The organism is Deltaproteobacteria bacterium (assembly GCA_009692615.1).
In the GTDB taxonomy this organism is placed as follows: domain Bacteria; phylum Desulfobacterota; class Binatia; order UBA9968; family UBA9968; genus DP-20.
This window is the reverse complement of the sequence record SHYW01000077.1, coordinates 1-26,292: the sequence shown is the minus strand read 5'-3', so window position 1 is coordinate 26,292 and position 26,292 is coordinate 1. Positions and strand designations below refer to the sequence as shown.

The following is a 26,292-nucleotide window of genomic DNA, read 5'->3' as shown; positions in this document are numbered from 1 at the left end:
AAATTTCCTTTGATTCATTTCTATCAATGTGTTTCTCTTTCATCGGCGTATCCTTTCTCTGCCTGCTTCAACAGGCAGCCTTTCGTTTTGATCGTATCGAAAGGGTATGCCACCTATTTTCTATTTCCACTCTTTTCGATAATAGCTCCTATCGTCCCTTCCGCAGAGTCTCAGCAGTTAGCTGTGGCCCGGCGGGAGACATCTGATCTCAGAAGGGCCTTTAGTGAACAGGGGACACGGCTTAGCTCTCAAATGGAGGCTCTCGTGAAAGGCAACGAGTCACTTCAGAGACTGCTCAATCCTTTTAGGAAAGCAGCCACTCGGAAATTTCCACAGATAGAGACAGAAGCGGCCCTTGCTAAGCTCGCACAGGAAGTAGATTTGCAACGGCAGGAATTAGATGTAATCCGGCAATACACAGAGATTTCCAAGCTAAACTTCATCGGAACGACGGGCACTGCAGGTCATGGTTTAAAGGAAGAAACAGGGATATCTCGCGTGCTGGAAGGCGCGTACACCACCGACAACGTTCGTTCTCAATACTCTTGTGATTCTGTGGCGCTTGCGAAGTTCCAAGAAGTAATCGCGAAGTTTCCCACTTTCCCGTTCTCTTATTATGCTCTAGCGTTTTGCTTGAGGCAGCGCGATGATAAGTTTTGGCAAGGATACGCGATGAAGGCGATCGAAATACTCGATAAAACCACCAGAATTGATGGTCATCATCGCAACCACGAACAAGCCTTAAGGGAGATTAGGGCAGCATTACATTCGTGAAAGACCTGCAGGAATTTGGGGCATAATATCAATTTTTCTGTTCCAGTGTATATTTCTTCAGATGTTTAATTTGTTGTGTTCGCTGGTGCGCTTGATATCGTCTCACACATCCAACTCCAACCGATTCTCCCGGCAATAATTCACGATCTCGTCGAGAAAGCGCTGACCGATGTCGGCCATTTTTTTCTCGCCTACGCCGCGCACGCCGCGTAGTGCGAGTGCTGAGCTTGGTCTGACTCTCGCCATGTCGCGGAGCGTGGCGTCGCTGAAGACTACGTAGGCTGGCACGTTTCTTTGGCTGGCGATTTCGCGGCGCAGGTTGCGCAAGTATTCGAACAAACCTTCGTCGACGCCGTCCCAGGACTTTTCGTCGTAACGGGTCTTTTGTACTTTTACTTTGGGCTGCACGAGGCGCACGGGGTGGTGGCCGCGCAAGACTTCCCAGGATGATTCGTTGAGTTGGAGCACCGGGCGCTCGTCGGTGCTGCGTTGGAGCAAGCCGGCGTCGATCAATTGGTAGAGCATGTTGGTGAGCGATTTGCGGTTGGTGCCTTTCAAGATCGCGTAGGTCGTCAACTTTTCATGACCCCAGCGGCGCACGCGTTCGGTGTTGGCGCCGAGCAGCACGTCGATAATATGTTCGCCGCCGAAGCGTTCGCCGGCGCGGGCGACGCAGGAAAGAATTTTTTGCGCGGTGACCGTGGCGTCGGCCAATCCTTCCACTTCATTTAAGCACACGTCGCATGCTTCACAGTTTGGCTGGGTATATTTCTGGCCAAAATATTCGCTGAGCATTTTGTGGCGGCAGTGAAGGCCGCTGCACAGATGACGCATGTGTTCCAGCAACTCGCGCGCGGCGGCGATGATGTCGGCGGGTTCTTTAGCGTCCAGCGAACTTTTTTCGATTAGCGATTCCCAGCGCATCACGTCGGCGGCGGAGTAGAGCAGCACGCATTCCGCTTCCAAGCCGTCGCGCCCCGCGCGGCCGGTTTCTTGTTGGTAGTGCTCAATCGACTTGGGCATCGCCGCGTGAATCACGCAGCGCACGTCGCTGCGGTCGATACCCATGCCGAAGGCCACCGTCGCGGCGACGACATCAAGCGCTTCGGAAGCAAAGTCGTCTTGGGTACGGCGCCGGTCGTCGGCTTCCATGCCGGCGTGATAGTGGGCGGCGCGTAGGCCGTTGGACTGGAGCCAGTTGGCCATCGATTCGGTGTCGTTGCGGCTGATGCAGTAGACGATGGCGGCCTGTTTCGCATGGCGGCGGAGAATTTCCAGCGCTTGGGCGCGGGCGTCGATACGCGGGATAATTCGATAGACCAGGTTCGCACGGTCGAAGGTGCCGACAAGCACGGCCGGATTTTGTAATTTCAATTGCTGGGCGATGTCGGTGCGCACGCGCTCGGTCGCGGTCGCGGTGTAAGCGTGGATGCTGGCTTTGGGAAAGCGGGTTTTCAATTCCGCCAGGCGGCGATACTCAGGTCTGAAATCATGTCCCCAGTGGCTGATGCAGTGGGCTTCGTCGATGGCGAAGGCGCGAATCTTGGCGCGCTCGGCAAGCTCTAAAAATCGCGGCGCTAGCAGCCGCTCCGGCGCGATGAACAGCAAACGATAGCGTCCGGCGACAAACTGCTCTTCGGTTTCATGAATCTGGTGCGGCTCCATGCCGCTGTAGAGCGCGGCCGCGGGATAGCCGCACTCGCGCAGGCCGTCGACTTGATCCTTCATCAGCGAGATCAGCGGCGAGACCACGATATCGGTGCGGTGCGCCAACTCGGCCGGTACTTGATAGCACAGCGATTTGCCGCCGCCCGTCGGCAAGACCACCAGGGAGTCGCGATGTTCCAAGCCGGCGCGGATCGCCTGTTCTTGCTGCGGCCGCAGCTCATCGTAGCCCCAGTAACGTTTTACGGTGGCGATGATGTCGGTAGTGGAATAGGATTTTGCCGGGCTCATGGGTTGCGATCCACGAAGCAAATTAGTGCATCATGGAGCGCCGTGAGTCAATGTCTGCGCTGCGCTGTTTGGTTCTGTGCAGCAGGGGAAAGGGACGGTTCGAACGACAAGGAAAATTTCTATATCCCTTCGCCGGAACCGCGTTGGCGGTAGATTGGCGTGCGGTTCCATTCGAGGGCTTCTTGGATTTTTCTTGGCAGCGGCGGGTGGCGCGAGGTCATGAATTGGATGAACTCATCCTTGGACGCCAGCGTCAGGCGCGGGTTCTTTTGCTTCTCGTCGCCGAGGGTGGAAACCGCTTCGCGATAATCGTGGCCGGGGTAGACGCGAATATCGCTTCCCATTGCTTCCAAGCGTCGCAGGCTGTGCCATTGCTGCTCGGCACTGCCGCCGGGTAAATCGGTTCGGCCGCAGCCGCCGATCAGTAGGGTGTCACCGGTGAAGATGCGATCGTCGAATAGCAGGCACATGGCATCCTGGGTGTGGCCTGGGGTGTAGAGCACTTTCAAGGCGCATTGGCCAAACTTGATTTCGTCGCCGTCGTCCACTCTGATATCGACATAGGGGGCATCGCTGGCGCGCTGCATGACGACCTGCACGCCGTAGCGTTCGCGCATGAGCTTGCAGGCGGAGTTGTGATCGGCGTGGGTGTGCGTGTCGATAGCGTAGAGAAGTTTCGAACCGAGGAATTCGGCTAAGCCAACGTAATCGTCGGTCTTGTCGATCTCCGGGTCGATGACCAGGCAAACTTTTTCTTTGGCGCAGCCGAGCAGGTAGGACAAGCAGCCGCTGGAGCGGATTTGTTCGAAGTGGATTTCTGCATCGCTCATAGTGGAACTGGAAGGGCAAGGCACGCCTTGCCCCTACACCGTTTTACGAATTATTTTGCGTTCTCAGCGTTCTTTGCGGTTAATTATCCGATTCCGAAACGCTGTGAATTGAATGGCGATTTAGCGCGCCGGCACCGGTATGACCGTGCCTTTTTCTTGGTTGTAGCGGCTGCGGTCGATCTTATCTAAATTGTAGCTGAGAAAACGAAACACCACGCCTGGGCCTTGGACAGCGTTGGTCGAGTGAATGTCGCCGCGCAGGTAGGGCACCACCGTGCCGGGCGTCAGCGTGTCGAGGCGGTCTTTCGCCAATTGGCATTTGCCCGGCTCCGAACCGTCGTCGGTGCGTTTGTACTTGGTGATTTCCGTCAAGCCGCTGTAACCGCCGTAGACCACCCAGCAGGGACCGTGATCGTGCGGTGCGTTGCCGTGGCCTTGCTTGTGCACGTGGCCCATTTGGATGAATCCATGCTCGGCGTCACGATAGAGTTCACGGGAAGGTTTGCCGTCACGGATAATTTCCGCCATCCACGGATCTTCAGGTTTCGTCGACGCGAAAAGTTTTTCCATCGCGGCGGCGACGTTGAAGGGCAGCTGCGGGTCCTTGCCGTCGCCCCAAACCGCGCGCACTTCGGCGATGTATCGATCTAACGAGCTTTCTGCTTTCTGTTCTTGTACAGCCATGGTTTTCCTCCTCGATTGGTTATCTGTTTATCATTTTAGCCGGTGCGCCGTCCAGGGCGAGTTTGCCGCACAAGTCGATTGACAGTGCCGCGGCGGCTCTGCTACCTGTTGATGAAATCCAACTTAGATCGCGAGTAATCATGGCAATTGATGCGCAAGAACTCCGCCGGGTGATGGGCCATTTCGTCACTGGCGTCACCGTCATCACGACCCAAGACAAAGAAGGCGCGCCGCAAGGCTTGACCGCCAACGCCTTCATGTCGTTGTCTCTCGATCCGCCGTTGGTGATCATCAGCGTCGACAAGAAGGCTACTTGTTACGCTTGTTTCGAGCCTGGTAACGGCTACACGGTCAATTACTTGGCCGAAGATCAAGAAGAAATCTCCAAACGCTTCGCCACCAAGGGCGTCGATAAATTCGCCGACTTAAAATGGCAAGCCGGCAGCAACGGCGCGGCGGTGCTCGACGGCGTGCTCGGATCGGTGGAATGCAAAATCACCGACTGTTACGACGGTGGCGATCACACGATTGTCGTCGGCGAGATTCTCAACGTCGCCGCCAACGGCGACCGGCCGCTGGTTTTCTTCAAAGGCAAATATCAAAGACTGCCGGCTTCGTAAGGGCGACCGCCGGTCGCCCCTACAGCAGAATTACCGCGCGGATTACGCCCCGAGCGCCAGCGCCGAGATGCACGGCAGGCCGCTAATCAGCGTGCGCGTTTCGCCTGCTGGATCGACACTGACCACTTCGCCGTCGGCGGTTGAAATCAGCACGCCGTTGCCATCGACGCCAGGACAAATGTCCATCACGCCGCCGCTCATTTTTTCGGTCAACAATTGCCAATTGGCGCCGTCGCTGGATTTGAAAATCGCCGTGTGCGCCCGGCCCGCGCGTGTCCATGTTCGCGGCCGGTCCTGGGTGATGCCCAAATAAATATTGCCGTTATCGTCTTCGGCCAAGGCGTTGCCGTAAGTGCGCCCGCCCGGCGGCGTAACTTCTTGCCAGTGCGAGCCGCGGTCGGTGCTGCGGGAAACTCCTTCGCCGCAGGCTGCGACTACCAATCCGGGTCTCTGTTTTGCGGGGAGGATTTGGTGCATATCCGGGTCGGTGAGACCGTCGTTGCACCTAGTCCAGTTCTCGCCGTCATCGTCGCTGACCAGAATACCGCCGACTTCGATGCCGGCGTAGAGCCGACCGTTCGCGTTGCTCTCCTGGGTAAGCACGCGGGTGCGTGGCGCGAGGTCGGGATTCGGCGGGAAGGTGCCGCCAAAGGCGCCTTGGCGCACGCCTTTGACTTCCTGCCAGCCGTTGCCTTCCGAGCTGATGTAAAGCGCTGCCGGCCGAGTCCCGACGAGGAGTTTTCCCGAGAGCGCCAACAGCGCCGACATTTCCAAAATCGGCACGTTAGGTTCCGCGCGGCTCCAGTCCTTGCCGCCATCGTTGGTGACGAACATGCCGGAGTGCTCAGTGCCGGCGTATACTCTCTTGGGATTATCGGGATCTACTTGAAGACAACTCATCTGCCAAAAGGTGAGTGCGCGATCGACCTGTTGCCAATTCTCACCTCGGCGCTCGAAGCGGTACCAACCGGAATGAGTCGCGAGATGAAGGGCGTTTTTACCGTTATCGTTAGCTGACATGAGCTACCTCCGAAATGAAAGTCCGATTCGTTTTGTTACTTGCCCGCAAACATATCCTGTGAGGGTTTTCGCCGTCAAGCGCCGCGCGAAAATTCCTCTAAATCTCCCTTTACAAAGGGAGACTTTCGGATTCATGCGGTCCACATTATTTTCCAGCATTCACCTGGCGCACGATGCGGTCGTCGAAGAACTGCGACGGTTTGGCAGTTTTCGCTTCGGGGATCGATTCGCTAAGAAAATCGAGAATCCCTTGCAGCCCCGGCTCTGAAGTCACCAGCTCGCGGCGGAAGCCGGCTTTCTTGAAGAACTCATAACTGCGGTCGAGCACATCGGGGTCGGTTTCCTTTGAATATTTGCCGATGACTTTCACGGTGAAGGGTTTATCGGCGTAGAAACGGTCGATGCCGCTGCGCACGGCGCGCAGGAGCTGGACCAGGCGCGGACTTAGCTCTTCGATACGGCCTTTGCGCGCGACCAAACCGACATTTTGATAGGGCTCGGCGATCAAGCTCACTAGAGAATGAAATCCATCCCGCTCCATCTTGAAGCTGGCCGGCGGCGAGCCCACGCCGCCGACGATTTGGTTAGCGTAGAACGCCGCGACAATCTGCGGGCTGCTGCCGAGCGGACGGAGCTGGACATCCTTCGCAGTCAAGCCAAGCTTTTTTAGCGCCACCAGGGTGCCGTAAGCCACCGGCGTTGCCGGACGATCGGTGCCGATTATTTTGCCTCGGAGCTGCTCGGCGCTCTTGATTTCCGGACGTACGTAAAAATCCCAAATCATGGTGTTCAACAGACCAGCGATGAATGTCACGTCGATGCCGCGCAACGCGGCCGTGAGCACGGGCGCGGCGGAGACTTCCACGATGTCGACCTCGTTGGCGATAAGCGCTGGGATCGCGCTGCTGGAGTTCATGGAGAGAACTTCGATGTCCAACCCTTCCTTGGCGAAGGCGCCGGTCTCTTTGGCCATCCAAACCGGCGCCATGGTGACCGTCGTGCTCAGGTAGGCGACGCGCAGCGGCCGGGTGTTGCGGCTCTGCGCCAATGCGCCGCTGGTGACGGCGCTCAGCAGAATCGTCGGGAGAATTAGCGTTCGTAGGGGAATTGGCAAAATGTTAAATCCAAACATCGCTCACCTCGGTTGGTATGCGGCTAAAATAGGGTAGGTGAGGCGCGCCGGTCAAGCGCTAAATTCGCAACCGAATGCGGGCCAGATTTGTCTTCAGCGCACAATTGTGGCCGGTTATTGCGGTTTGGCATTACCAAGAAGCCGCGCAAGATCCATTGCGATCGCCGGTTTTACTGGCATTTCTCCGAGGCACGATGCTTGCGTCTTTATCCGGTTAGCTGAAGGAAGCAGCGCGGGGTCCGGCGCCAAGCGTAAACGAAGGGACGGGCTCAGCGTCAAATGGATTATGGATTTTGTGAAGTTTATCAGATCGTGTCCAGACGGGTTGGGAGGCGATTTATGAATGAGACGACAAAACCACTGTTAGCGTTAGGATTTGTCATGTTGGTGTTGCTCGGATTGACCTTGATCAATCCCAATTTCGAGAAGACTGCTTCTTTGTCCGCCGATACCGCGGCGGCGGTGTCGGAAATCGGCTTGCGCGTCAATATGCAGCGCTAACGAATGACCCGCGGTTGGTTTTAGAATCGGCCTTCCTTCTCCAATTTTCTCAGCACACTGTCTTCGATCAGCTCTTCCGCTTTGAGCCGGCGAATTTTTTCATTGGTCGTACCCAATAAACGAATGACGTTGCGAATGCCGTCGACGCTTGGATAGATCTTCTTGTCATAAAGCGTCGGCAGGCTTTGATAACCTTCCTCGGCATCTTCTAGTTTGCGCAAGCGCATGCCCTTGGCGAGGGCGCGGATCACTTCCGGCTTGTTGGCCGGGTTGCGGATAAAGTTCACGGCGTCGAGCAAACCGCGAAAGACATTTTCCGCCACCGCCGGTTGACTGCGCATGAAGTTGCGCCGCGACATCAGCCCCGAGCCTTGGTAGGCGATTGGCAGCTTCTCGACGTCGGCGAGCACGCTGTAGCCATTGTTCTGCAAATTTTTTCCATGGGCGTAGCCGACCAACACCGCGTCGACGATACCGGCCATGAATCCTTGCACCATGACGGTTTGATCGCCGAGGGATCGGAACTGAATCTTGTCGCGCTCCGGCTGAAGCCCCCAATGGTCCAGAGTCAGCATGGAAAAAATCCAACCGCCGCCGCTGAGGCTGTTGACGCCGACGCTCTTGCCGCGCAGCTCGCCGGGGTTTTTGATTTTCGGCTGGGCGATGAACATGCCGGTGAGGCGATTGATGAAGCCGGCGACGAATACGATATCGGCGCCTTCGGCGATGGCGCCAAGATTGGCGCCCGACACCGACCCCCAATGAAATTGTGACTCGCCGGAGCTTAGCGCGGCCATGCCGACCGGCCCGTTGCGCGCTTGGATGAACTGGACCTCCAGGCCATATTTACGGAAGTAGCCCAGTTCTTGAGCGACGTAAACCGCCGCCTCCCGTTCGCTCACCGAGCCGGTGGTGAGCAGGACTTTTGTGAGCGGCGCGGCGGCGTGGGGAGATTCCATTGGTGCCGCAAGCATTAGGAATAGAGGCAAAAGTCTAAAGGGAATTCTCATCACGATATGTCTCCGTTCGAATCTCGGTTATTTATGTCATACCGGCGCAGGCCGGTATCCATCCGAGGGCGGGTCACGACCAGCCCCTACCTCGGATCGCTAGCGTGCGTTCAGTCGTTTGCCGCGCCCTATAACGTGCTTCGCACCGCCGGCCGGCCGAGCAGCCGCGTCATCCACGATTTTACACTTGGCAGATCGTCGCCAATGCTCGATTGATAGCGTTCCAATCTGGTGAAGAACGGGATGAACGTAATGTCGGCCAGTGAATAATCGCCGGCGATGTATTCTCGATTGGCCATTTGGAGATCGAGAGTCTGCAAATATTCTTTCACTTCGGCTTTCGATTGCTCGACCTTGTACTCATGTGAAATGAAACCGCCGGCGCGCTGCAAGCGGGTGTTGCAGTAGTCGATCCAGATGCGCGCCTGGGCGCGTTGGTAGGGAGCTTTCGGCATGAGCGGTATCTGGGGATATTTGTCTTCGAGATATTCATCGATGACCGCCGACTCGTAGATCACCGCGTCGCCATCTTCCAATACCGGGACTTTGCCGTAGGGATTTCGCTCGAGCAGCTCCTTGGACTTGTTCTTCAAGTCGCATTCGATGCTCTCATAGGAAATGTTTTTTTCGGCCAGGACAATCCTTGTCCTGTGGGCGTAGGGTCAGGGTTGGTACGTGAACAGTTTCATGCATCACCTCCGTGGCTAGAACCCGCCGTTATTCAATCGCAAAATTATCGGTATTGATAACCGCGCGCCAATGCGTGCCGTCGCCGATCTTGACAGCGTTGTCGTTGCTCGCCGACAGCGCGTAACGAATCTTGTTGCCTTTGACTTCGATGATTTCCGCGCTGACATTGACGCTCTGGCCGATCTTGGTCGGCGCCAGGTGTCGCACGTCGACATGTGTGCCCACGGTTTGCTCGTTGTCGTTCAAGTATGGCTCGGTGAGATCCGTGCAGGTCCGCTCCATCAAGCTGATCATCGACGGCGTCGAGAAAACATCGTTTTCCAACTGACGCGCGCGCATCTCGATGGTCGTGACGTAGCTCTGGGTGCGCGCGAGGCCGGTGCGGAGATTGTCTTTCATTCGGCGAATATAGGGGAGGCAATGGCCAGTAGGCAATCCCCCCTCCTTCATCCTCCCCCGCGTTGCGGGGGAGGAAAGAGGTGGGGGTGACTCACGCCTATCTCACTTTCTCGACAAATCCGCTCTTCTTGATTTCATCCAGCACCGACGGTTCGAGAACTTTCAGCGACTCGGGTGTTTGACCGACGGCTTTGGGATTGGTCTTGGCGATGTCGTCGATGACGAATTGAAGACCGCGGCGGTCGGGCAGTTCGAGAATGCCTTCGGCATGTTTGGCCAAGTAATAGTCGTAGCCGATGCCGGCTTCTTCGTCGTTGACGCGAATGTATTTCTTGATCAGCCGGATGGCGAGCGGACGGTCGCGCTTGAGCATATAAATCGATTCGGTCACCGCTTTCATGATGCCGACGACTTTGTCGCGGTTGCTTTCAAGATAGTTTCTCTTGACGATAAACGAGTTCTGCGGGAACGGCGTCTTGATCTCGCTCATGTCGAGCAGCGACTGCATACCGAACTTCTTGATCGCGATGCTCGCCTGGGGTTCGTTGAACATCAGTCCGTGGATCACGCCTTTGACCAGCGCGCCCAACTGCGCCGCGGCGCCGGCGATTTGGATGATGGTCACGTCCTTAACATTGACGCCGAGCTTTTCCAACGACACTAACAGCGCCGTATGATTGGCGGCGCCGAAACCGCCGACGGCAAGCACCTTCGTTTTTAGATCCGCCGCCCGTTTGATCTCCGGCCGGACGATCAGTTTATTCGGAAAAAAATTCAGGCCGCCGGCGATGATCGCTAAGTTGCCGCCCGATAAATTGGTCGTCACCGCCGTGACGCCGGTGGAAAACAGCACTTGGACATCATCCGACAGCATCATCTGCATGCCTAGCCGCCCGCTGTTCAAAGCCAAGTATTCGACATCGGGGCCGTACTTGCGAAAGAGTTTTTGTTCGTAGGCGCCCCAAAGCACGGCATGAATCGCCGTGGTAAAACCGCCGCTGGCCGCGCGCAGAGTTTCAGCGGCGTGAACGATTGGTGGCGACCAAGATATCAGTAAGCCGAGCAGGATCGGAAGTAGATGTTTTTTAGCCATATTAGCTTCGTGGATAGAATATATGAGTTGCGCGCAAAATACGGCAGACTTATCCAGCCGTCAAGCACAAGTTGCGTTCCGTCATACCGGTGGAAAACGGTATCCAGGTTGTCGGGATGAGGATGGACCCGGGTTTTCACCGGGGTGACGGAATGCTAACTCACCGGTTAAAAATATCCTGCCAACGTTGTCTCCCAAGCGCGCTTGTGATTTAGAAATAGTCAGAGGAGAACCAACTATGCTTTTACCTTTTCGCGAACATCTCGACTTCGGACCGACGCCTTACGATCTGTTGTTACAGAAGGAAGGCATTCCCATCGTCAGGGGCAACGTAGTCAATGACGTGACGAGTTTGGAGTTAGCTCACTGGGAACGCATGGGCGTGCCTGGCTGCTATCTCAATCTCTCGACTCAGCAGCGCACCGATGCCTACGTTTTGGAGATTCCGCCGAGCCGCCAGACCTTACCGCAGCGCCATTTATTTGAGGAGATCGTTTACGTCGCCAAGGGGCGCGGCGCGACATCGGTGTGGCAGGACGAAAAATCCAAGGTGACCTTCGAGTGGGGGCCGGGAGCGATCTTCGCGATCCCGCTGAACTCCACCTATATTCACTACAACGGTACGGGCAGCGAGCCGATCCGTCTGTTCGTCGGCACCACTTGCCCGGCGATGATCAATATTTTTCACAACGAGGATTTTATTTTTCGCAATCCGTTCAATTTCACCGATCGCTTTCACGAGGGTGACGAGTTTCTGCGCTACAACAAGCATGTCACCGACCGTTACTGGGAGACCAATCTGGTTCCCGACGTCAACCATTTTCCCCTCGACGACTTTCCGATGAAGGGCAAGAACGTCAAGCATATGCGTTACACCTTGGCGGACACGACTTACGGCTGTCACGTGTCGGAGTTTCCTCCTGGGTGCCGTAGCACCTTTCACCGTCATGGTCCGGGAGCGGTGATCATCATCACTCAAGGCGAAGGCTACGTGGTTTTATGGAAAGACGGGGAGGAGCGCCAGCGCTTCGATTTCAAAGTCGGCACGGTCTACTCACCGGACGATCTCATGTGGCATGGCCACTTCAACACCGGCAAAGGCAACATGCGCCATTTCGCCATGCGCGGCGATAGTCCGAAGTACAGCCATGACCGCTTCCGTAATCCGTCCTGGACGATGATCCCGATGGCCGACGAAGATGCCGCGATCCAGCGCGAGTATGTGGAGATATTAAAAAAGAATGGCGTCGAAGCGGCGGTGCAGGTGGTGGAGGATTAGAGGAAGGCAACAGGCATGAGGCATGAGTTTCGGAGTCGGATTATCTCTCGCAAAGCATGCCCTGAGCAACGTCGAAGGGGCGCGAAGGCGCAAAGATAAGAAATTAATTTTTTCCGAACTTGGCGTCTTTGCGAGAATTAATTCTTATTCAGTGCAGCTTCAATTCCTTTTGCACTTCGCGCAGGACGGTGAAGTCGCGGACTTGATCGAGGGAACTCGGCCGCGGCAGGCCGACGGTTTGGACGCGGCTGTCGATGAGCGCTTGCCAGGTGGCGTCGCTGGTGGCGCCGTCTTGGCTGTAACCGGCGATGATCAAGTCATAGGAGCGCGTGGCGATGTCCGGCTTCTGACTGAGCCACTGAGCCATGATCGAGATCGTCTCGTCGCGCCGCTCGCGCACGAAGCGCAGGCCGCGGACCATCGCGCGCAAAACTTTTTTGACTTCCGTGCGTTTTTCCGCCAGCCGCTGGTTTGTCGCGGTGAGACCGACGGTGGGCACGCCAAGTTTTACATCGTTGGGGCCGGCGATGATCCGATAGCCATCTTTTTCCAGCAGCACCGGTCCCGGCGGCAGCAAGCAGACCGCGTCGACCAAGCCGCTGGTGAGGACGCTCATGCGCACCGGCAGGTCGCCGCTGATGTTGACGAACTGGACGTCTTTCAAATCGACCCCCTTGGCTTCGAGAATCGACTCGGCCATGACGCGGTCGGACAAGCCGCGTTGCTGGGCGCCGATTTTTTTGCCGCGCAGTTCGGCGACGCTTTTGATCCCTGGGCGGGCGACGATGTAGTAGGGCGACTTTTCCGTGATCACGGCGAGCATGCGCGCGGGAATGCCCTGCATGATCGCGTTCAAAATACTCCCGAAGGTCGTGGTGTAATGAATCTCGCCGTTCATCAGCGCCGGCGCCGCGATCGGCGGCCGCATCTGCACCATGATCGGTTCAAGCCCTTCGTCGCGGAAGAATCCTTTAGTCACCGCCACATGGCCGGGGAGAAAAGAAAAGTCTCGGCTCGAATAGGAAATGATGACCTTGTCTTGTGCATGGACGGTCGCTGGGGCGCTCGACGCCAGGACGATGGCGCCGAGCATTATCATGAGCCGAATTTTCATCTTGCTTCGACCTAACGCACCGGTAATTCGTCGTCACTTAGATTGAACCACTTGCGCGCGTTCTCGCCTAACACATGACGTAGTTTGTCGTCGGTCATGCCGGGAATTTTTTTGACTTGTTTCACTGAGTCGGGAAATTCGGAATCCCAATGGCGGTAATCCGAGGCGTACATCACTTGAGTGATGCCGATGTCATCGAGCACATAGGGCAGGATGGTTTCTTCCGGCTCGCAGGTGAAGCTCACTTGGCCGCTCCGGACGATTTCCGACGGCTTGCGTTTGCACAGCGGCCACTGCGGCCGCAGTTTGTAAAAGTGCTCGTCCATGCGTTCGGACCAGAAGGGCAGCCAACCGCAGGCGCCTTCCATGAAACCGACTTTGAGTTTGGGATAGCGATCGAAGACGCCTTCGCCGATCATGTGCATGAGGGCGATCATCAATTCGAACGGGAACGAAGTCATGTGCACGTAGCTGTATTTTTCCATGCGCTCGCTGCCGGCGCCCATGACGCCCCAGACGCCGTACTGGCCGTCATGTTCGGTTTGCGGATGGACTGAAAGTGGGATGTTCATCTCCTGGGCCGCGGCGTAGACCGGATCGAACATGCGATGACCGAGATTGATGCCGTAGACATTGGTCGGCAGCATGGCGCTGACAACGGCTTTTTGCTGGGCGATGTATTCCAACTCTTTCATCGCTAACTGAGGATCTTGCACGGGAATCAGGCCGACGCCTTTCAAACGCTTGGGGTCGGGGACGAGATATTCTTCAGCTAACCAACGGTTGACGGCGTGACAGATCGCCGCCGCCAAGGGTTTGTTTGCCATGCCGTTGACGCTCAACGCAATCGAGGTACCGAAAATAATCGCCACGTCGATGCCTTCTTCATCCATGTCGGGCAGCCGTTTGAGCGGATCGGTCATGCCCGGCCGGCTCCGTTCGATATGCGACGCGAAAACTTCTCCACGATCGGTGCCGCCGCCCCAACGCCGCCGGCTACTCAGCCGTCCCTCGATCATCAAGTGGTTGTAACCGGAACTATCGCTGACGCGATTGGGCGCCTGGCTGGCAAGTTCCTTGGGCATCCACTTCGCCAGGTCGTTATCGGGTTCATAACAATGTCCGTCGGCATCGATCACTAATGGGTTCGACATATTTGCTCCTTTGGCTGACTATCCGAGGTTAACAATTTCCTATTCAGGATTGGCGCCAATTGCAACCACAATAATTCACCGCATCGACCTTTTCCGCCGAGCCGAAGCTGGTTATGTTATACTGAAAGAACGTCTGGCGTCTCGCCATGGGTCGGAGGAAAGATGAAAATCGTTGCCGCTGCGATCGCTTTAACATTGCTCTGCGCCGATGGAGCGCAAGCCGCCTGGCTGCTGTGGAAACATAGCTGGGTGACGCGCCGGGTCGAAGGTAAACCGCGCGGTCTCGCGCCCGAGGGTAACGTCGATAAGTGGGATTTACTCAACGCGCTGGAATTACGCCAAGAATGCGTCGCCGCACTGCGCACTGAACATAAGAAAAGTTACGACACTCTCACCGCCGTCTATCCCAACGAACCGGTGTCGCAATCCATGGTCGCCGCCGGCATCGGCGCGACGCTTTCCACCGGCGCCGAAATCGGCGGCGCCAGGACCACGCAGCTCTATTACGAATATACCTTTTGGTGCTTGCCCGCCGGTGTCGATCCGAAAATTACCCGTTCAACTCCAGAGAAAAAATAGTTGCCAACATTTCCTGTCCGTCATTCCCGCGCAGGCGTTAATCTAGGGGTGGAAAAGACGGGCGTGTCGCGACCCGCCCCTACTTCGCAAGCGTCAAAGCGTAGCCTGTGTCATTTTTCGGCAATCCGAACTGACAGCGCGCCAGCAGAAATTTATCGAATTCTTGATCGCCGGCGAACTTGAAGCGCAGCGCGCCGCTTTGATCCCAGAGTTCGCGCACCGGTAGTTGGCATCGGTTGCAGCCGATCCCCTTTTCGCAGTTGTTCGTTGGCATGCCGCTAGTGATCGTCGCCATGCCGCTCAAGCGCGGATCGCTGCCGCGGGCGTTAGCGCGCACGACGACGCCTTTGCCGCGATATTCAACGGCGGGAAATTGGCGCGCGCTCCGATCCGGGTTCAAATCCACCGGCGCTTCCGACAGCCCGCCGCCGACGATTTCATGAGATCTCGCATCGAACTCGACTTCTTCGCCGGTCGGCAAGGTGATTAAATTTCTCTCGGTGTCGTTGACGATGGCGGGCAAAAAACTGCGTGGGAAAAAATAGAATAAGCTTTGCATCAATTCGCTCAAACGAAACTGCCGATCGCGGGACGGCACCCAATCGGTGACCAGCAAATGAATGTCCTGGCGCGCCCGCTCATCGAAGCGAAACTGAAAATCGCGAGTGAAAAACTGATTTTTCACGACGTCGCGTCGCGTTGGTAGGATGCGGTTGCCGCCATGATTGGAAAATTCAAAACCGACGATGGCACCGGCGCTGGTGCGGCGATAGTTCCAGCCTGAACGGACCACCGGATCGATCGTCCGGCTGCTCAGCAAAGTGTTGTATTCGAGGCGGCGCGACGCTGACTCTTTTTCCGGGGCGCCGATGAGCGACTCGGGAAGAGTTCGCGGAATCGCCGGTTTTATTGGCGGAAGGCTTGGGGATTTGTCATCGGGAAGTTTGGCGATTTCAATCGGCGGTTCCGGCTTGAGTCCATCGCTCTTCTCCAGCGGCGCCGGCGCTGGCATTGGACTTGGCGTCGGCCGACATGCTGCGATCAAAAGCATCAGTAGAAAACTGACAATTCCGGCGAGGCGATGTTGGTGCGATGAATTCATGTTTATTCAGAACGATGGCAACACTTGCAACGACAGTTTGCATGTTCTTGGTTTCGAGCGCAACGCGATAGATCGCTTAGGGTTTACTGAGCGCTTCTAGCTCGTCGGCAAGATTGCCCGATGTAATCACCCAGCGCGGCGACACTGGCGCGCCCGCTGCGGCGAGGGCTTCGGCAACCCAGCTGTTGCAGGTTCTGAGAATGCTGAAATGTGAATGGGCTGGATAGAATCGGCTGTAGGCAAATAGTCCAGGACTGGCGTTGGCGCGAATGTCGGCCCGCGGACGAGCGAAGGTCTGCGAAATGAACGTAACTAATCGGCGATAGCTATTATCATTCAAGCGTAGCTCGGTCATCTTGGCGCCGGGGTAGAATTTTTCGATCGTGTCGCTGAATCCGACTAGATGGAGAATGCTGCCGCCGGACCAAAACGCTGCGCGCAATGCCGCCAATACGCCGGAGTTGGGATTGGGGAAATAATTTCGGTCGCCCCAGCTGAACTCGACAAACTCGGCCTCGGGGAAGTCAGCCAACTCCGGCGGAGCGCCACTTAAAACATCGCCGCGGCGCAAGACGATGGCGGCGTGCCAGCCATCGTGAACGATCGTTACCGTCTGACACGCTGGCTGGTTGGCAACGCAAGACCAGTCGGCTGCCAGCGCCAAGCCGCCGAGTGAGAGACTCAGGCTGAACATGAAAGTCATCCAGCGTAAGAGCCGGTGGTATCGTCCTGTCATGTTTTCGCCTACCTCGCGATCCTGGGTCAAATCAAGCAACCGCTAAGTGAATACAGAAGTGGGCAACGGGTAGCAAATTTAGTAATTAGCCGAGGCCAAGGGCTGCGCCGAATGGTTCCAATGCGGCTTGGAGTGGTTACTCAAGCGATACGCTCCGACGGCATGGCGCTTGCGCATAAGCGTTGGTGGTTGATCTGGAAATTGAGGGTATACCGATGAAAGCTTTGTCACTTGCCGCCATTTTTATTGCGTTAACGGTTGTTCCTGCCAATGCTGGTCTGGTGACGGCGGAAGTTGTGGATTTCGCCGCGCAATGTGGTTTGGCGGCGGCGCGCTTGATCACCAGTGACTCGGAAGCCCGCTTGTTCCCGGAAGAAAATAGCAGCTGCGCCGAGACCTCGGACGATAGCGCTAGCGATGTCATCGTGAAGTTGCCGCGCGTCGAACCGAGCGGCCGCCAGTCAGCGACGGATGCCATTCTGGCAGTCGCCACGCTGTCGCGTAATTAATCTGTCTTTAGCCGCCGTTCCATCCTGAGCGTGAAATTTTCACGCTTGATGTAAACCATCGAGTTATTCTTTCTTTTTGCCAGTTCCTCGATCAGTGCGACAATCGGCGTCGCGGGCCGCGCATAATCGAGCGTCGCGGGCGTCGATTTCATCGCTGCCAATGCCGGCTCACCGGCGAAAAAGTTCAACAGCTTGTCGTCGTCGCTGACGCTCGCGCCGCCAAACTTTTCCCGAAACTCGTTCAACGACATTTCTGGGACCGTCCACTTGGCGAGTTCTTTTGCGCGCGGACTGGCGAGCAGTCGGTCTTTTAAGTTGGCATCGATCGATTCCGCTTCCTCTTCGCCCCAAAAACCCAAAGCGTAGAAGAGCACTTCGTCGGTAACTTCTTTGTAGCGCTCGCCGACCATGACGTTGATCGCCGCTTGGACGCCGAAAAATTGTGAGTAGGGCGTTACCATGATCGGATAGCCGAACTCGGCGCGCACGCGCGACACTTCTTCGAGCACCCGCGGCAACTGGTCGAGTTTGCCAAGATTGCCGAGCTGAAAACGAAAATTGGAAATCATCCCGCCCGGCACCTGATGGAGCGGATGGCTGGCGTCGTATTCCAGCGCTTTCCCCACCGGTAGGTTTTCTTGCTTGGCGATCTGGGCAAAGTGAGTTTGCACCGGCTTGAGCAACTCCTCGTCGATGATCGTTTGATGACCTAGGGCACGGGCGTTCATGGCGACGTTGAACAGCGATGGATTGGACGAAGCGTCGGCCAATGGCGGGATCGCGGTGTTGATAGAGGTGATACCGGCCTCGATCGCTTCGAGGCAGCAGATCGCCCCAAGGCCGGTGTTGCAGTGGGTGTGAAATTCCACCGGCTTGTCTTTGGCCTCGCGCAGAATCAACGGCACCAAGCGGCGCGTGGTCTCCGGCGTCAGCAATCCGCCGGGGTCTTTGAAGCATAGGCGCGCGACATCGAGCTTGGCCGCTTCGCGGCTGCGTTGGATAAAATATTCATCGGTGTGTTTGGGCGAGACCGAATAAATAATGTTGAGTATGGTTTTCAGCCCGGCGCGTTTGGCGCCGTCCACCGCGTAGCGCCAATACTCCGGCGTGTTCGACGGATCGGAAGTGCGCAGCTCGGTGATGCCGTTGGCAGCGAGCCGTTCGAGCCAAAGGTCGGCGATGGCCGGAGCGGTCAATTGAAACGCCAGCATCGAACGGCTGCGGATCGAACGCAACGGAGTTCGCCGCATGCGCTGCGCGAGCAAGCGAATGCGCTGCCAAGGATCGTCTTTTAAATCGCGCACGCACTTTTTGTAAAAAGCCGACGACATGATCTCGATGGCCTCGAAGCCGGCGCGGTCGAGCCGCTCCGCCACCGGCAACATCATGCCGGTCGTCATGTTCGACGCCCACAGGCTCAGTTGGCCGTCGCGCAGCGTGGTGTCGACGAAATGAATTTGTTTGGATTGATTCGGTGCGGTCATTGGCGAGTGTTAGTTCGTGGTTAATCCAAATTGACGTAGAGCCTTACCCAATCGGTCGGCGTCGCCGTGTGGCCTTGGCCGGTGGTGTCTTCGGCGAGAAATATATCGCCGGGATGAAAGGTCATATGACTACCGTCGCCGATGGCGATTTTTACGCTGCCTTGAAGAGTGACCACCCAGCGTCGTCTGGGCGCGCGGTGGAAGTTGACGATGTGGGGCGCAAAATCGTCGCGAAATAAATGGCTGGTGGCCGGTTTGGTATCGTTGAAGTAGTTTGCTTTAGCGCTGTCCAGCGGCTCGAAGTGAGATTGCCCATCGGCGCCGGCGTAAAGTCGGTACAGTTGCATGGATGTCTCCAATAATTTCGGATTCGGAATTACCTCTCGCAAAGGCGCAAAGCATGTCCTGAGCTACGCCGAAGGGACGCCAAGTTCGGAACCTTAAGCGTCCGGACCTTCGTGCCTTCGTGGTGAAACGTCCCGCACAATTTTATCTCGCCGTTCACTCACAGGGGCGTCACACTCGCCGGCGGTTTGCGATGTTGGGTCGCCTGTTCATAGGCGTAGGCAAACTGGATCATCTTGGCGTCGTCGTAAGGCCGGCCGAGGAAAGTTATGCCGGCGGGCAGGTTGTCGCGCGTGAAGCCGGCGGGAACGACGACTGACGGTACGTAGACTAGAAACGTGTTGATATGCGGCGCGCCTTTTTGATCGACGTAGGGCGGGTTGATGCCGTCTTTGATTAAGGTCGGCTGATGTTCCACCGACTTGTGCACGATGGCGTCGAGTTTATTCTCGGCCATGACCGTGAGCAGGTTGGTCATCAACTCTTCTTTGGCTTTCAAATATTCATAGTGCGCTTCCGGTTTGGGATCGCGTGCCCAGCGTTCGCGCGCGGCTTTGAAAACTTTGGGGAAATCGGCAGACTGCATCGCTTCGGCGCGGGATTGATAGGGCTGCTTCTTGCTCCGACCGAGGAAGTTGCGAAAGCCTTCTTCTTCGTCGGTGAAGCTGCCGGCGCGTTTGGCGAGTAAGGTTTTCAAGTTGGGAATCAAGATCGGATCGACGATTTCCGCGCCGGCGGCTTTTAATTCCGCCACCGCTCTGTCGAACACTTCGGTGATTTTGTTAAAATCCTCCGAGCCCGGCTCGGCATCGTAGCCCATGGACTCGCGCAGAATACCGATACGCGCGCCCTTGAGTCCGCTCTTGTCGAGAAATTTTGTGAAGCTGTCGGGAACATTGCCAACACCGCGAGCCGTCACTGGATCGTCGGGATCGTAGCCGACCATAACGTCGAGCAGCTTAGCTAAATCCGTCACCGATCGGGCCATCGGTCCGAGGGAGCCGTTTACTGAGGGCCAGCCAGCATAGACTCCGGCTCGGCTGACCAAACCGGCGGTGGGACGCATGCCGGTGACACCATTCCAGGTCGACGGCCTGCGGATCGACGCGAAGCCTTCTTGGCCGACGGCGACGGTGCAGAAATTCGCCGACACGCTGGCGCCCGAGCCGCCGGAAGAACCGCCAGCGGTGCGTTCGAGGTCATAGGGGTTTTTCGTCGAGCCGAATAGCGAGCCGTGAGTATCGCCGCCGCCGAGTTCTCCAAGTGTCGCCTTGGCTAAAATAATCGCGCCGGCTTTTTTCAATTTGTCGACCACGAAGGCGTCGCGGTCGGGATAATAATCTTTGAACAAGAGCGAACCGAGCGTTGTCGGCATTGGCGTGGCGTCGCCTTGATCTTTCATGATGATCGGGATGCCGTGCAGCGGGCCGACGAAGCCGGAAGTTTTCAAAGCGGCGTCGAGGCGGTCGGCTTCCTTAAGCGCATCGGGATTGAGCGAGATGATCGCGTTGATCGTCGGACCGTTTTTGTCGAAGGCGTCGATGCGGTCGAGATACATTTGCACCAGCTGGCGGCAGCTGAGCTCGCGGGATCTATAAGCCGCGTGAACTTGTTCGATGGTGGTTTCAACAAGGTTAAAGGCCATGATTATTTCTCCTCCACTGCCAGAAAATTCTTTTCGAGCTTTTGCCAGCCGTCCAAGTCGACGACTTTGTCGCGCTCTTTGAAAGTCGTCAGCGCCGCGTCAATCGACTCCGTCGTACCTTCGCGTTTGAGCGTGCTGAGCGCGGTGCGCATGGCGTAGATCGCCGCGCGTTGAGTTTCCGATGGATAGATGGCGATGCGATAGCCCATTTTTTCCAGTCGCGCCATCGGCAGCATCGGCGTCTTGCCGCCTTTGAAGACGTTTACCAGCAACGGAATGTTGGGAATGCGCCGGGGAATTTCCGCCAGCTCTTCTTCCGATTGCGGCGCTTCGACGAAAATCGCATCGACGCCGAGTTTGGCGAAAGCTTGGCCGCGCGCGATGGCGTCGTCAAATCCATTGACGCCCCGCGCGTCGGTGCGGGCGATGATGCAGAAGTCGGGATCCGTGCGCGCTGTCAAAGCCGCTTGGAGTTTCTGCAGCATGTCGCCGAGGGAGATCACTTCTTTGCCGTCCAAATGGCCGCACCGTTTGGGCGTGATCTGATCTTCGATATGAATCGCCGCCACGCCGGCGCGCTCGAACTCACGCACGGTGCGCACCAGATTGACCGCGTTGCCGTAGCCGGTGTCGGCGTCAGCGATGATCGGCAGCTTGAGCACGGACACGACTTGGGCGGCGCGCTCGATGTTTTCCGACATAGTGACTAACCCGATGTCGGGAATGCCCATGCTGCGCGCCACCGCGCCGCCGCTGAGATACGCTGCTTCGAAGCCGGCTTCTTGCACCAAACGCGCCGACAATCCGTCGAAGCAGCCGGGAGCGACGAGGAGTTGGTTCCGTTTCAATAGTTGTTTGAGGGTTTGACGTGGAGTCATGGGGCACCTTGGCTTGACAATAGTCAGGTATCATTCTTTGGCGCAAGCGAAGAATCTCGACCGAAGGTGAGATCCTTCGCTTACGCTAAGACGATCATCAGTGCAGGAGCCTGTGGTCGATTTAGCCCAAGGCTTTCAATTCCTCGATATAATCTTTGAAGCCGGCGACGATGTCGTAGTCGGGCGACCAGCCGAGCACCTGTTTGGCTTTCTCGATCACCATCGGTTGTTTGGCCGAGCGCGGTTTGACGCCGGGCATGATTTCGACCTGTAAATTGGGCAAGAGTTTCTCGGCGGTGGCGACCAGGTCGTCGAACTTGATGACCACGCCGGTGCCGATGTTCATGGTCACCGGTTCTTTGAGCGGCGTGGTGACCGCTTTGTCGAGGGCGCGTCCAAGATCTTTGTAATAAACATATTCAAAATCGCGGGCGACTTCCTGGGCGATTTTTACCACGCCGCCTTTGATGCCGGTTTGCAGCATGTTCTGCACCATCTCGCCGCCGCCCGAGCCGCCGGCGAAGTGGCCGACGCCGTAGACATTGGCCAAGCGCAGGACGATCAGCTCGAAGCCGTACATGCGCTGATACGCTTCGACCATCAGTTCCTTGGCGACTTTCGAATTGCCATAAGCTTCGCCGGGGCCGCGGCGAAAATCTTCGCCGATCGGCGTCGGTTCTCCTTGGCGCCGGTCGTAGACGCCGAAGGTGCTGATCTGCACCAAGCGCTTGACGCCGGTCAAACGCACGGCTTCGGCGACGTTGATCGTGCCCATGACGTTGATTTGCAAGCCGGTATAGATCGGGTTGCCGACCTTGCCGCCGATCAGGCCGGCGGTGTGGATCACGGTGTCGCATTTATGTTTTTGTATCGTTTCGATCAGCGCCGGCAGGTCGCGGATATCGCGCTGGACGACGGTGACATTGGCGCCGCCGAGTTTATGCGCGAGAAAATCTTTTCGCGGCGCGAAGTCGTAGAAGACCACGCCCTCGCCGCGCTTGAGCGCATTCTGCACATACGAAGTGCCGACCAAGCCCAGTCCGGTAATCAATGTCGTTCCCATAATCGCTCCTTTGTCGTGATAATGTCTCTTTCACTTACTTCAAAGCCTATGTGAATGTCCAGCATTTCCGACACCGGCAATTCCGTGCGCCGATTGCAAAGCATAATCTTGGCAATGTATACCATTGGAAAATTGTCTGGTCATAAGTAAGGAGTGAAGCATGAAAGGTGTAGTCGATGCCGATACACATATCGCCGAACCGGAGGCGATGTGGAAATTGATCGATGAGAAAATGGCGCCGCGCCGGCCGGTGTTGGTCGGTTTGCCCGATGACACTTGGTTCGGCGATCGCAATGCGCTGTGGTTGATCGACGGCAATATTTTCCCCAAGCCGGCGGGCAAGGGCAGTTACCGTTTAGTCACGCCGTCGGCGCAAAAGGCCGAGAGCGTGCGCGGCGATATCGCGATCTCGAGCCGGGAGATTTCCGATGTCGGCGCGCGCATCAAAGACATGGACCGGCTCGGCGTCGATGTTCAGGTGATCTATCCGACGCTGTTTTTGGTTTACATCACCGACGATCCTGAATTGGATACGGCGCTCAGCAAGGCTTACAACAGCTGGCTCGGCGAAGCCTGTGGCAAATCCAATGGCAGATTGAAATTCGTCGCGGTGTTGCCGTTGCGCTCGATCCCGGAATCGCTCAAAGAAATGAAACGCGCCAAAGAACTCGGCGCCGTCGGCATTTTCTTTCGCGGCATCGAAGGCGACAAGACCATCGATCATCCTTACTTTCATCCGGTCTACGAGCAAGCCGCCAAGCTCGACATGGCGATCACGATTCACACCGGTTCGGGTGCGCCGTGGATGCTGCCGTACTTCGAACATGCGCGCAATCACACCTTCGCCCATGGCCGGGCGCTGCCGATCTTCGCCTTTCGCGACTTGGTGGCGAACCGGATTCCAGAAAAATTCCCCGGACTGCGCTTCGGCTTCATCGAAGCATCGGCGGGTTGGGCGCCGTTCATGATTCATCTGCTGCGCCGTCTATTCAAAGACCGGCCGAAATTTAAAAACAGCACCGAGCTGTTTCGCGATTACAATCTGTTCATCGCCTGCGAAGCGGACGAGGATATTCCGTATCTGGCGAAGTGCATCGGCGAAGATCATATCGTGATCGGCTCCGATTACGGCCACAACGATCCGTCCGCCGAGGAAAAGTTAGTCGAGACCGTCGGTGGCCGAGAAGATTTGTCGCAGTCGCTGGTGGAAAAAATTCTCGTGCGCAATCCACGCCGCCTGTACGGACTCGAGAGTTAAGGCCGTATGTTCCTAAATCTTTCGTAAGGGCGACCGGCTGGTCGCCCTCTTTGGACGTGGTAGGCCAATGTCGGACATCGAAAGTTTTGTCGCTACCGTAGCGCGGCATTTTGAAAACCGGTTGGGGCCCTCGCTCGTCGATGCCTACAAGCTCGGCAGTCTGGCCCATGGCGGCTTCAGCAACATCTACAGCGACATCGATGTCGGGCTGCTGCTCAATTGTCCAGAAGCGCCGGCGCGGATGGCGGAGTGGATCGCTGTAGCGAAAACCTTGGACGGCGAGTACGGCAGAAAGCTTTCGGTCTTCTGGGGCAATCCCGAATGCAGCTGGGGACGATTGCCGAACCTGGATCGGCTCGACATGTTGGATCACGGCGTGCCGCTGCTCAACGGCCACAAGCCGCAGTTTCGCCGGCCAACGAAGCAAGAGATTCGCGACGAGTTGCTGCGCAGTATCGAAAGAAGCTGGAAGCCGAGGTTGCCGGAACTTAATAGCTTGCAAGAACTGGCGCCGGAAAATCGCAAGCCTTACATCCGCGCGATTCTTTATGCCGCGCGGCTGATTTACAGCTGGGATAATTTGGCGATGGATTCCAATGACCGAGCCGTCGAATATCTCCACCAAGTCCAACCGCCCGGACTCGGTCTCAAACCGATCGATTTGGCACTGGCCTGCCGGCGGGGAAAATGCACGGCGGAAGATGTGTTTGCGCTCCACACGGACCTTGAGCGCCAGTGCGAAAGTGCGGTTAGTTATGTTTCCGTTAACTACGGCTAAGTGGCCCGGATAGTATTTAATTTTAGCGTCATACAGTTCAATCTTACGTCGGATTTTGGACTTTTCCCCTCGAAGAATCTCATTTCTATTATGCTGTAAATAACACTTTTCTCAGCTGCTCTGTCTGTGCCAAATAATACCCTTACGAACGAGGTCCGCAATGAAGAAAACTGTTCTCTGATCAAACCTGGTCGTCGCGCTACTGCTTACTGTTACATTGGTAGCCGAGGCTCAGCAGGCGATTTTTCTTGTACGACACGGTGAAACTGTATCGCCGAAGGGCACCGATCTCCGTCCTCTCTCCGAAGCCGGGCAGCGGCGCGCTGTGCTACTCGCGACGCTGCTAAAGGACGCGGGCGTCAACGCAATCTTTACCAGTGACCTTGAGCGTACAGTGAAGACAGCAGAGCCTCTGGCAACGTCGCTTCGGGTTGAACCGAAGGCCCTCGCGCAACTCAATGTCAGTTTTAAGCCCAACGATATTGAAGCCTTCGTTAATCGTCTCCGAAGCGAGCATGGCCGGGACATCGTGTTGGTTGTCGGTCATTCGAATAGCGTTCCGGCTTTGCTCAAGACCTTGGGTCATTCAGCGGAGATCAAGATTCCGGAGACAGACTTTGGCAACTTGTTCGTGTTAATTCCAAAGAGCGAAGGGCCGCCAATTTTGTTGCGTCTCCGCTACTAAGCGGAACCATTGAGCTGTGGATGAACCTGAAAACGGCAAAGCAGGTCGGCCTGACGATTCCGCAGTGGACGCTGATCAAGGCGATTAAGTTGATCCAATGACCACGCGGCGGTGCCGGGATTGATCTGAATTCTCCTACAGTCGAGTCTCGGGAAGGAATCTTGAAAACGGGGAGCAAGCCTGAGGCGGCACATTGCTATCCATTTGCCAGCGGCATCATGCTTTCATTTTTAAACAATCCGAATCAGCTGCCGCAGGCTCGCCGCTATCGCTGGCTTGTTTCCGTTGCGCGTCGAGCTTCGCTTCCTTCCAGCGCATCAGCCCCTTGCGCATATAGCATGGGTCGAAATTTAGATGTTCGCAGATGCACTCAAAGGAAAAAAACGAAGGGTCGTCGGTGGCTAGAATCCATTCTTCGGCTGCCAGAAATAATTCTTTACCTTTTCTGTCCGTCGCCAGGATGTATTTTTGAAAATCTTCAGTAGCGCTTTCCAGCATGGCGAGCATGAGCCGCTGTTCGCCGTCACGAATGGCCTTCCTAGACAATTCTTCGATGATGCCATCGTCGGTCGGTTCGAGAATTAGAAGTGCTGTGCTCATAGTTTAGCTCCCTCGTTGCATCGCTCCTGACCTGAAACGCAAGGATCCTGCCAGTTCCGATGACGCGAAAGTGCCGCAGTCGTGGGAACTCATAGGGAAGCTTGTCGAGATTGCAGGTGGGTCGGGTTGCCCGTTACCATCGGAGGCTTCGGCTCTGTGCCCGACTCCACCTGGCCGGATCCCTGGGATTCAGCCGTTATTCCGCCGTCCGACGGCGTGGCGGGCAAAGGTGTCGTGGCAACGTCAATATGTCATGTTAACAGCAACGCGATTATGTCAGGGTAGTGCGTTGGGTTGAGGTCGTAAGTTAGAAACCTGGCCATAGCGGAACCCCACCTTGTTGGAGTTGGTTCGATATAGGCCAAGTGTGTGCG

Annotated in this window: 27 protein-coding genes; 8 read left to right on the top strand and 19 right to left on the bottom strand. The window is 56.5% G+C overall.

The genetic code is table 11. The features are described 5' to 3' along the window. The first annotated feature begins 264 nt into the window (after positions 1 to 264). Positions 265 to 774 (top strand): hypothetical protein, encoded by a 510-nt coding sequence (locus tag EXR70_17380; protein MSP40264.1) that lies wholly within the window; start codon positions 265 to 267, stop codon positions 772 to 774. 102 nt (positions 775 to 876) lie between these two features. Here EXR70_17380 and recQ read toward each other — a convergent pair whose 3' ends face one another. The 3 genes from recQ to EXR70_17365 all read right to left on the bottom strand — a co-directional run bounded on the left by recQ (position 877) and on the right by EXR70_17365 (position 4,244). Then, on the bottom strand, positions 877 to 2,730 hold the full coding sequence (gene recQ / locus EXR70_17375) for a DNA helicase RecQ (protein ID MSP40263.1): 1,854 nt from the start codon (positions 2,728 to 2,730) through the stop codon (positions 877 to 879). Between the two features lie 119 nt (positions 2,731 to 2,849). Next, positions 2,850 to 3,560: an MBL fold metallo-hydrolase gene (locus EXR70_17370; protein MSP40262.1), complete on the bottom strand. Its 711-nt coding sequence runs from the start codon at positions 3,558 to 3,560 to the stop codon at positions 2,850 to 2,852. 120 nt (positions 3,561 to 3,680) lie between these two features. Next, the gene (locus tag EXR70_17365; GenBank protein ID MSP40261.1) at positions 3,681 to 4,244 is read right to left on the bottom strand and encodes a hypothetical protein; all 564 of its coding nucleotides are present in this window, start codon (positions 4,242 to 4,244) and stop codon (positions 3,681 to 3,683) included. A gap of 140 nt (positions 4,245 to 4,384) precedes the next feature. Between EXR70_17365 and EXR70_17360 the strand changes: the two genes are divergently transcribed. Next, entirely contained in the window at positions 4,385 to 4,864 is a 480-nt protein-coding gene (locus tag EXR70_17360; protein ID MSP40260.1) for a flavin reductase, read from the top strand. A gap of 42 nt (positions 4,865 to 4,906) precedes the next feature. Here the strand turns inward: EXR70_17360 and EXR70_17355 are convergent, their stop codons facing one another. From EXR70_17355 to EXR70_17330, 6 genes are all read right to left on the bottom strand, one after another. Next, entirely contained in the window at positions 4,907 to 5,884 is a 978-nt protein-coding gene (locus EXR70_17355) for a hypothetical protein (protein MSP40259.1), read from the bottom strand. Between the two features lie 145 nt (positions 5,885 to 6,029). Then, positions 6,030 to 7,016, bottom strand: a complete 987-nt coding sequence (locus tag EXR70_17350; protein ID MSP40258.1) for an ABC transporter substrate-binding protein — start codon at positions 7,014 to 7,016, stop codon at positions 6,030 to 6,032. Positions 7,017 to 7,537: 521 nt separating this feature from the next. Further along, on the bottom strand, positions 7,538 to 8,530 hold the full coding sequence (locus EXR70_17345; GenBank protein MSP40257.1) for an ABC transporter substrate-binding protein: 993 nt from the start codon (positions 8,528 to 8,530) through the stop codon (positions 7,538 to 7,540). A 125-nt stretch (positions 8,531 to 8,655) separates the two neighbouring features. Further along, positions 8,656 to 9,120 (bottom strand): glutathione S-transferase family protein, encoded by a 465-nt coding sequence (locus EXR70_17340; protein ID MSP40256.1) that lies wholly within the window; start codon positions 9,118 to 9,120, stop codon positions 8,656 to 8,658. A 124-nt stretch (positions 9,121 to 9,244) separates the two neighbouring features. Beyond that, the gene (locus tag EXR70_17335; GenBank protein MSP40255.1) at positions 9,245 to 9,616 is read right to left on the bottom strand and encodes a hypothetical protein; all 372 of its coding nucleotides are present in this window, start codon (positions 9,614 to 9,616) and stop codon (positions 9,245 to 9,247) included. A gap of 97 nt (positions 9,617 to 9,713) precedes the next feature. Next, the gene (locus EXR70_17330) at positions 9,714 to 10,709 is read right to left on the bottom strand and encodes an ABC transporter substrate-binding protein (protein MSP40254.1); all 996 of its coding nucleotides are present in this window, start codon (positions 10,707 to 10,709) and stop codon (positions 9,714 to 9,716) included. Positions 10,710 to 10,947: 238 nt separating this feature from the next. Between EXR70_17330 and EXR70_17325 the strand changes: the two genes are divergently transcribed. Then, positions 10,948 to 11,988: a hypothetical protein gene (locus EXR70_17325; GenBank protein ID MSP40253.1), complete on the top strand. Its 1,041-nt coding sequence runs from the start codon at positions 10,948 to 10,950 to the stop codon at positions 11,986 to 11,988. A 148-nt stretch (positions 11,989 to 12,136) separates the two neighbouring features. On the opposite strand, the gene EXR70_17320 is transcribed toward EXR70_17325, so the two are convergent. Both EXR70_17320 and EXR70_17315 read right to left on the bottom strand, forming a co-directional pair. Continuing rightward, complete coding sequence (locus tag EXR70_17320) at positions 12,137 to 13,102, bottom strand: ABC transporter substrate-binding protein (protein ID MSP40252.1); 966 nt, start codon at positions 13,100 to 13,102, stop codon at positions 12,137 to 12,139. Between the two features lie 11 nt (positions 13,103 to 13,113). Then, on the bottom strand, positions 13,114 to 14,256 hold the full coding sequence (locus EXR70_17315; GenBank protein ID MSP40251.1) for an amidohydrolase: 1,143 nt from the start codon (positions 14,254 to 14,256) through the stop codon (positions 13,114 to 13,116). A 162-nt stretch (positions 14,257 to 14,418) separates the two neighbouring features. On the opposite strand from EXR70_17315, the gene EXR70_17310 reads away from it, so the two are divergent. Further along, positions 14,419 to 14,835 (top strand): hypothetical protein, encoded by a 417-nt coding sequence (locus EXR70_17310; GenBank protein ID MSP40250.1) that lies wholly within the window; start codon positions 14,419 to 14,421, stop codon positions 14,833 to 14,835. A gap of 79 nt (positions 14,836 to 14,914) precedes the next feature. Here EXR70_17310 and EXR70_17305 read toward each other — a convergent pair whose 3' ends face one another. Then, positions 14,915 to 15,847 (bottom strand): hypothetical protein, encoded by a 933-nt coding sequence (locus EXR70_17305; protein ID MSP40249.1) that lies wholly within the window; start codon positions 15,845 to 15,847, stop codon positions 14,915 to 14,917. A 166-nt stretch (positions 15,848 to 16,013) separates the two neighbouring features. Further along, the gene (locus tag EXR70_17300) at positions 16,014 to 16,673 is read right to left on the bottom strand and encodes a DUF2459 domain-containing protein (GenBank protein ID MSP40248.1); all 660 of its coding nucleotides are present in this window, start codon (positions 16,671 to 16,673) and stop codon (positions 16,014 to 16,016) included. 215 nt (positions 16,674 to 16,888) lie between these two features. Here EXR70_17300 and EXR70_17295 point away from each other — a divergent pair, with 215 nt between their 5' ends. Continuing rightward, entirely contained in the window at positions 16,889 to 17,182 is a 294-nt protein-coding gene (locus EXR70_17295; GenBank protein MSP40247.1) for a hypothetical protein, read from the top strand. Here the strand turns inward: EXR70_17295 and EXR70_17290 are convergent. The 5 genes from EXR70_17290 to EXR70_17270 all read right to left on the bottom strand — a co-directional run bounded on the left by EXR70_17290 (position 17,179) and on the right by EXR70_17270 (position 22,597). Beyond that, positions 17,179 to 18,666 (bottom strand): carboxylase, encoded by a 1,488-nt coding sequence (locus EXR70_17290; protein ID MSP40246.1) that lies wholly within the window; start codon positions 18,664 to 18,666, stop codon positions 17,179 to 17,181. The two genes, EXR70_17295 and EXR70_17290, sit on opposite strands and share 4 nt — an antisense overlap. A 20-nt stretch (positions 18,667 to 18,686) precedes the next feature. After that, positions 18,687 to 19,013: a hypothetical protein gene (locus EXR70_17285; protein ID MSP40245.1), complete on the bottom strand. Its 327-nt coding sequence runs from the start codon at positions 19,011 to 19,013 to the stop codon at positions 18,687 to 18,689. Between the two features lie 158 nt (positions 19,014 to 19,171). Then, positions 19,172 to 20,656 carry an amidase gene (locus EXR70_17280; GenBank protein MSP40244.1) on the bottom strand — a complete coding sequence of 495 codons (1,485 nt, stop codon included), beginning with the start codon at positions 20,654 to 20,656 and terminating at the stop codon, positions 19,172 to 19,174. A 2-nt stretch (positions 20,657 to 20,658) separates the two neighbouring features. After that, the gene (locus EXR70_17275) at positions 20,659 to 21,534 is read right to left on the bottom strand and encodes an oxaloacetate decarboxylase (protein ID MSP40243.1); all 876 of its coding nucleotides are present in this window, start codon (positions 21,532 to 21,534) and stop codon (positions 20,659 to 20,661) included. Positions 21,535 to 21,655: 121 nt separating this feature from the next. Then, positions 21,656 to 22,597, bottom strand: a complete 942-nt coding sequence (locus EXR70_17270) for an NAD(P)-dependent oxidoreductase (GenBank protein ID MSP40242.1) — start codon at positions 22,595 to 22,597, stop codon at positions 21,656 to 21,658. 160 nt (positions 22,598 to 22,757) lie between these two features. Here EXR70_17270 and EXR70_17265 point away from each other — a divergent pair, with 160 nt between their 5' ends. The 3 genes from EXR70_17265 (at position 22,758) to EXR70_17255 (ending at position 25,318) form a co-directional block, all read left to right on the top strand. Then, on the top strand, positions 22,758 to 23,855 hold the full coding sequence (locus tag EXR70_17265; GenBank protein MSP40241.1) for an amidohydrolase: 1,098 nt from the start codon (positions 22,758 to 22,760) through the stop codon (positions 23,853 to 23,855). Positions 23,856 to 23,922: 67 nt separating this feature from the next. Then, on the top strand, positions 23,923 to 24,633 hold the full coding sequence (locus EXR70_17260) for a hypothetical protein (protein ID MSP40240.1): 711 nt from the start codon (positions 23,923 to 23,925) through the stop codon (positions 24,631 to 24,633). Between the two features lie 187 nt (positions 24,634 to 24,820). Continuing rightward, positions 24,821 to 25,318 (top strand): histidine phosphatase family protein, encoded by a 498-nt coding sequence (locus tag EXR70_17255; protein MSP40239.1) that lies wholly within the window; start codon positions 24,821 to 24,823, stop codon positions 25,316 to 25,318. Between the two features lie 216 nt (positions 25,319 to 25,534). On the opposite strand, the gene EXR70_17250 is transcribed toward EXR70_17255, so the two are convergent. After that, complete coding sequence (locus EXR70_17250) at positions 25,535 to 25,918, bottom strand: hypothetical protein (GenBank protein MSP40238.1); 384 nt, start codon at positions 25,916 to 25,918, stop codon at positions 25,535 to 25,537. Between the last annotated feature and the right edge of the window lie 374 nt (positions 25,919 to 26,292).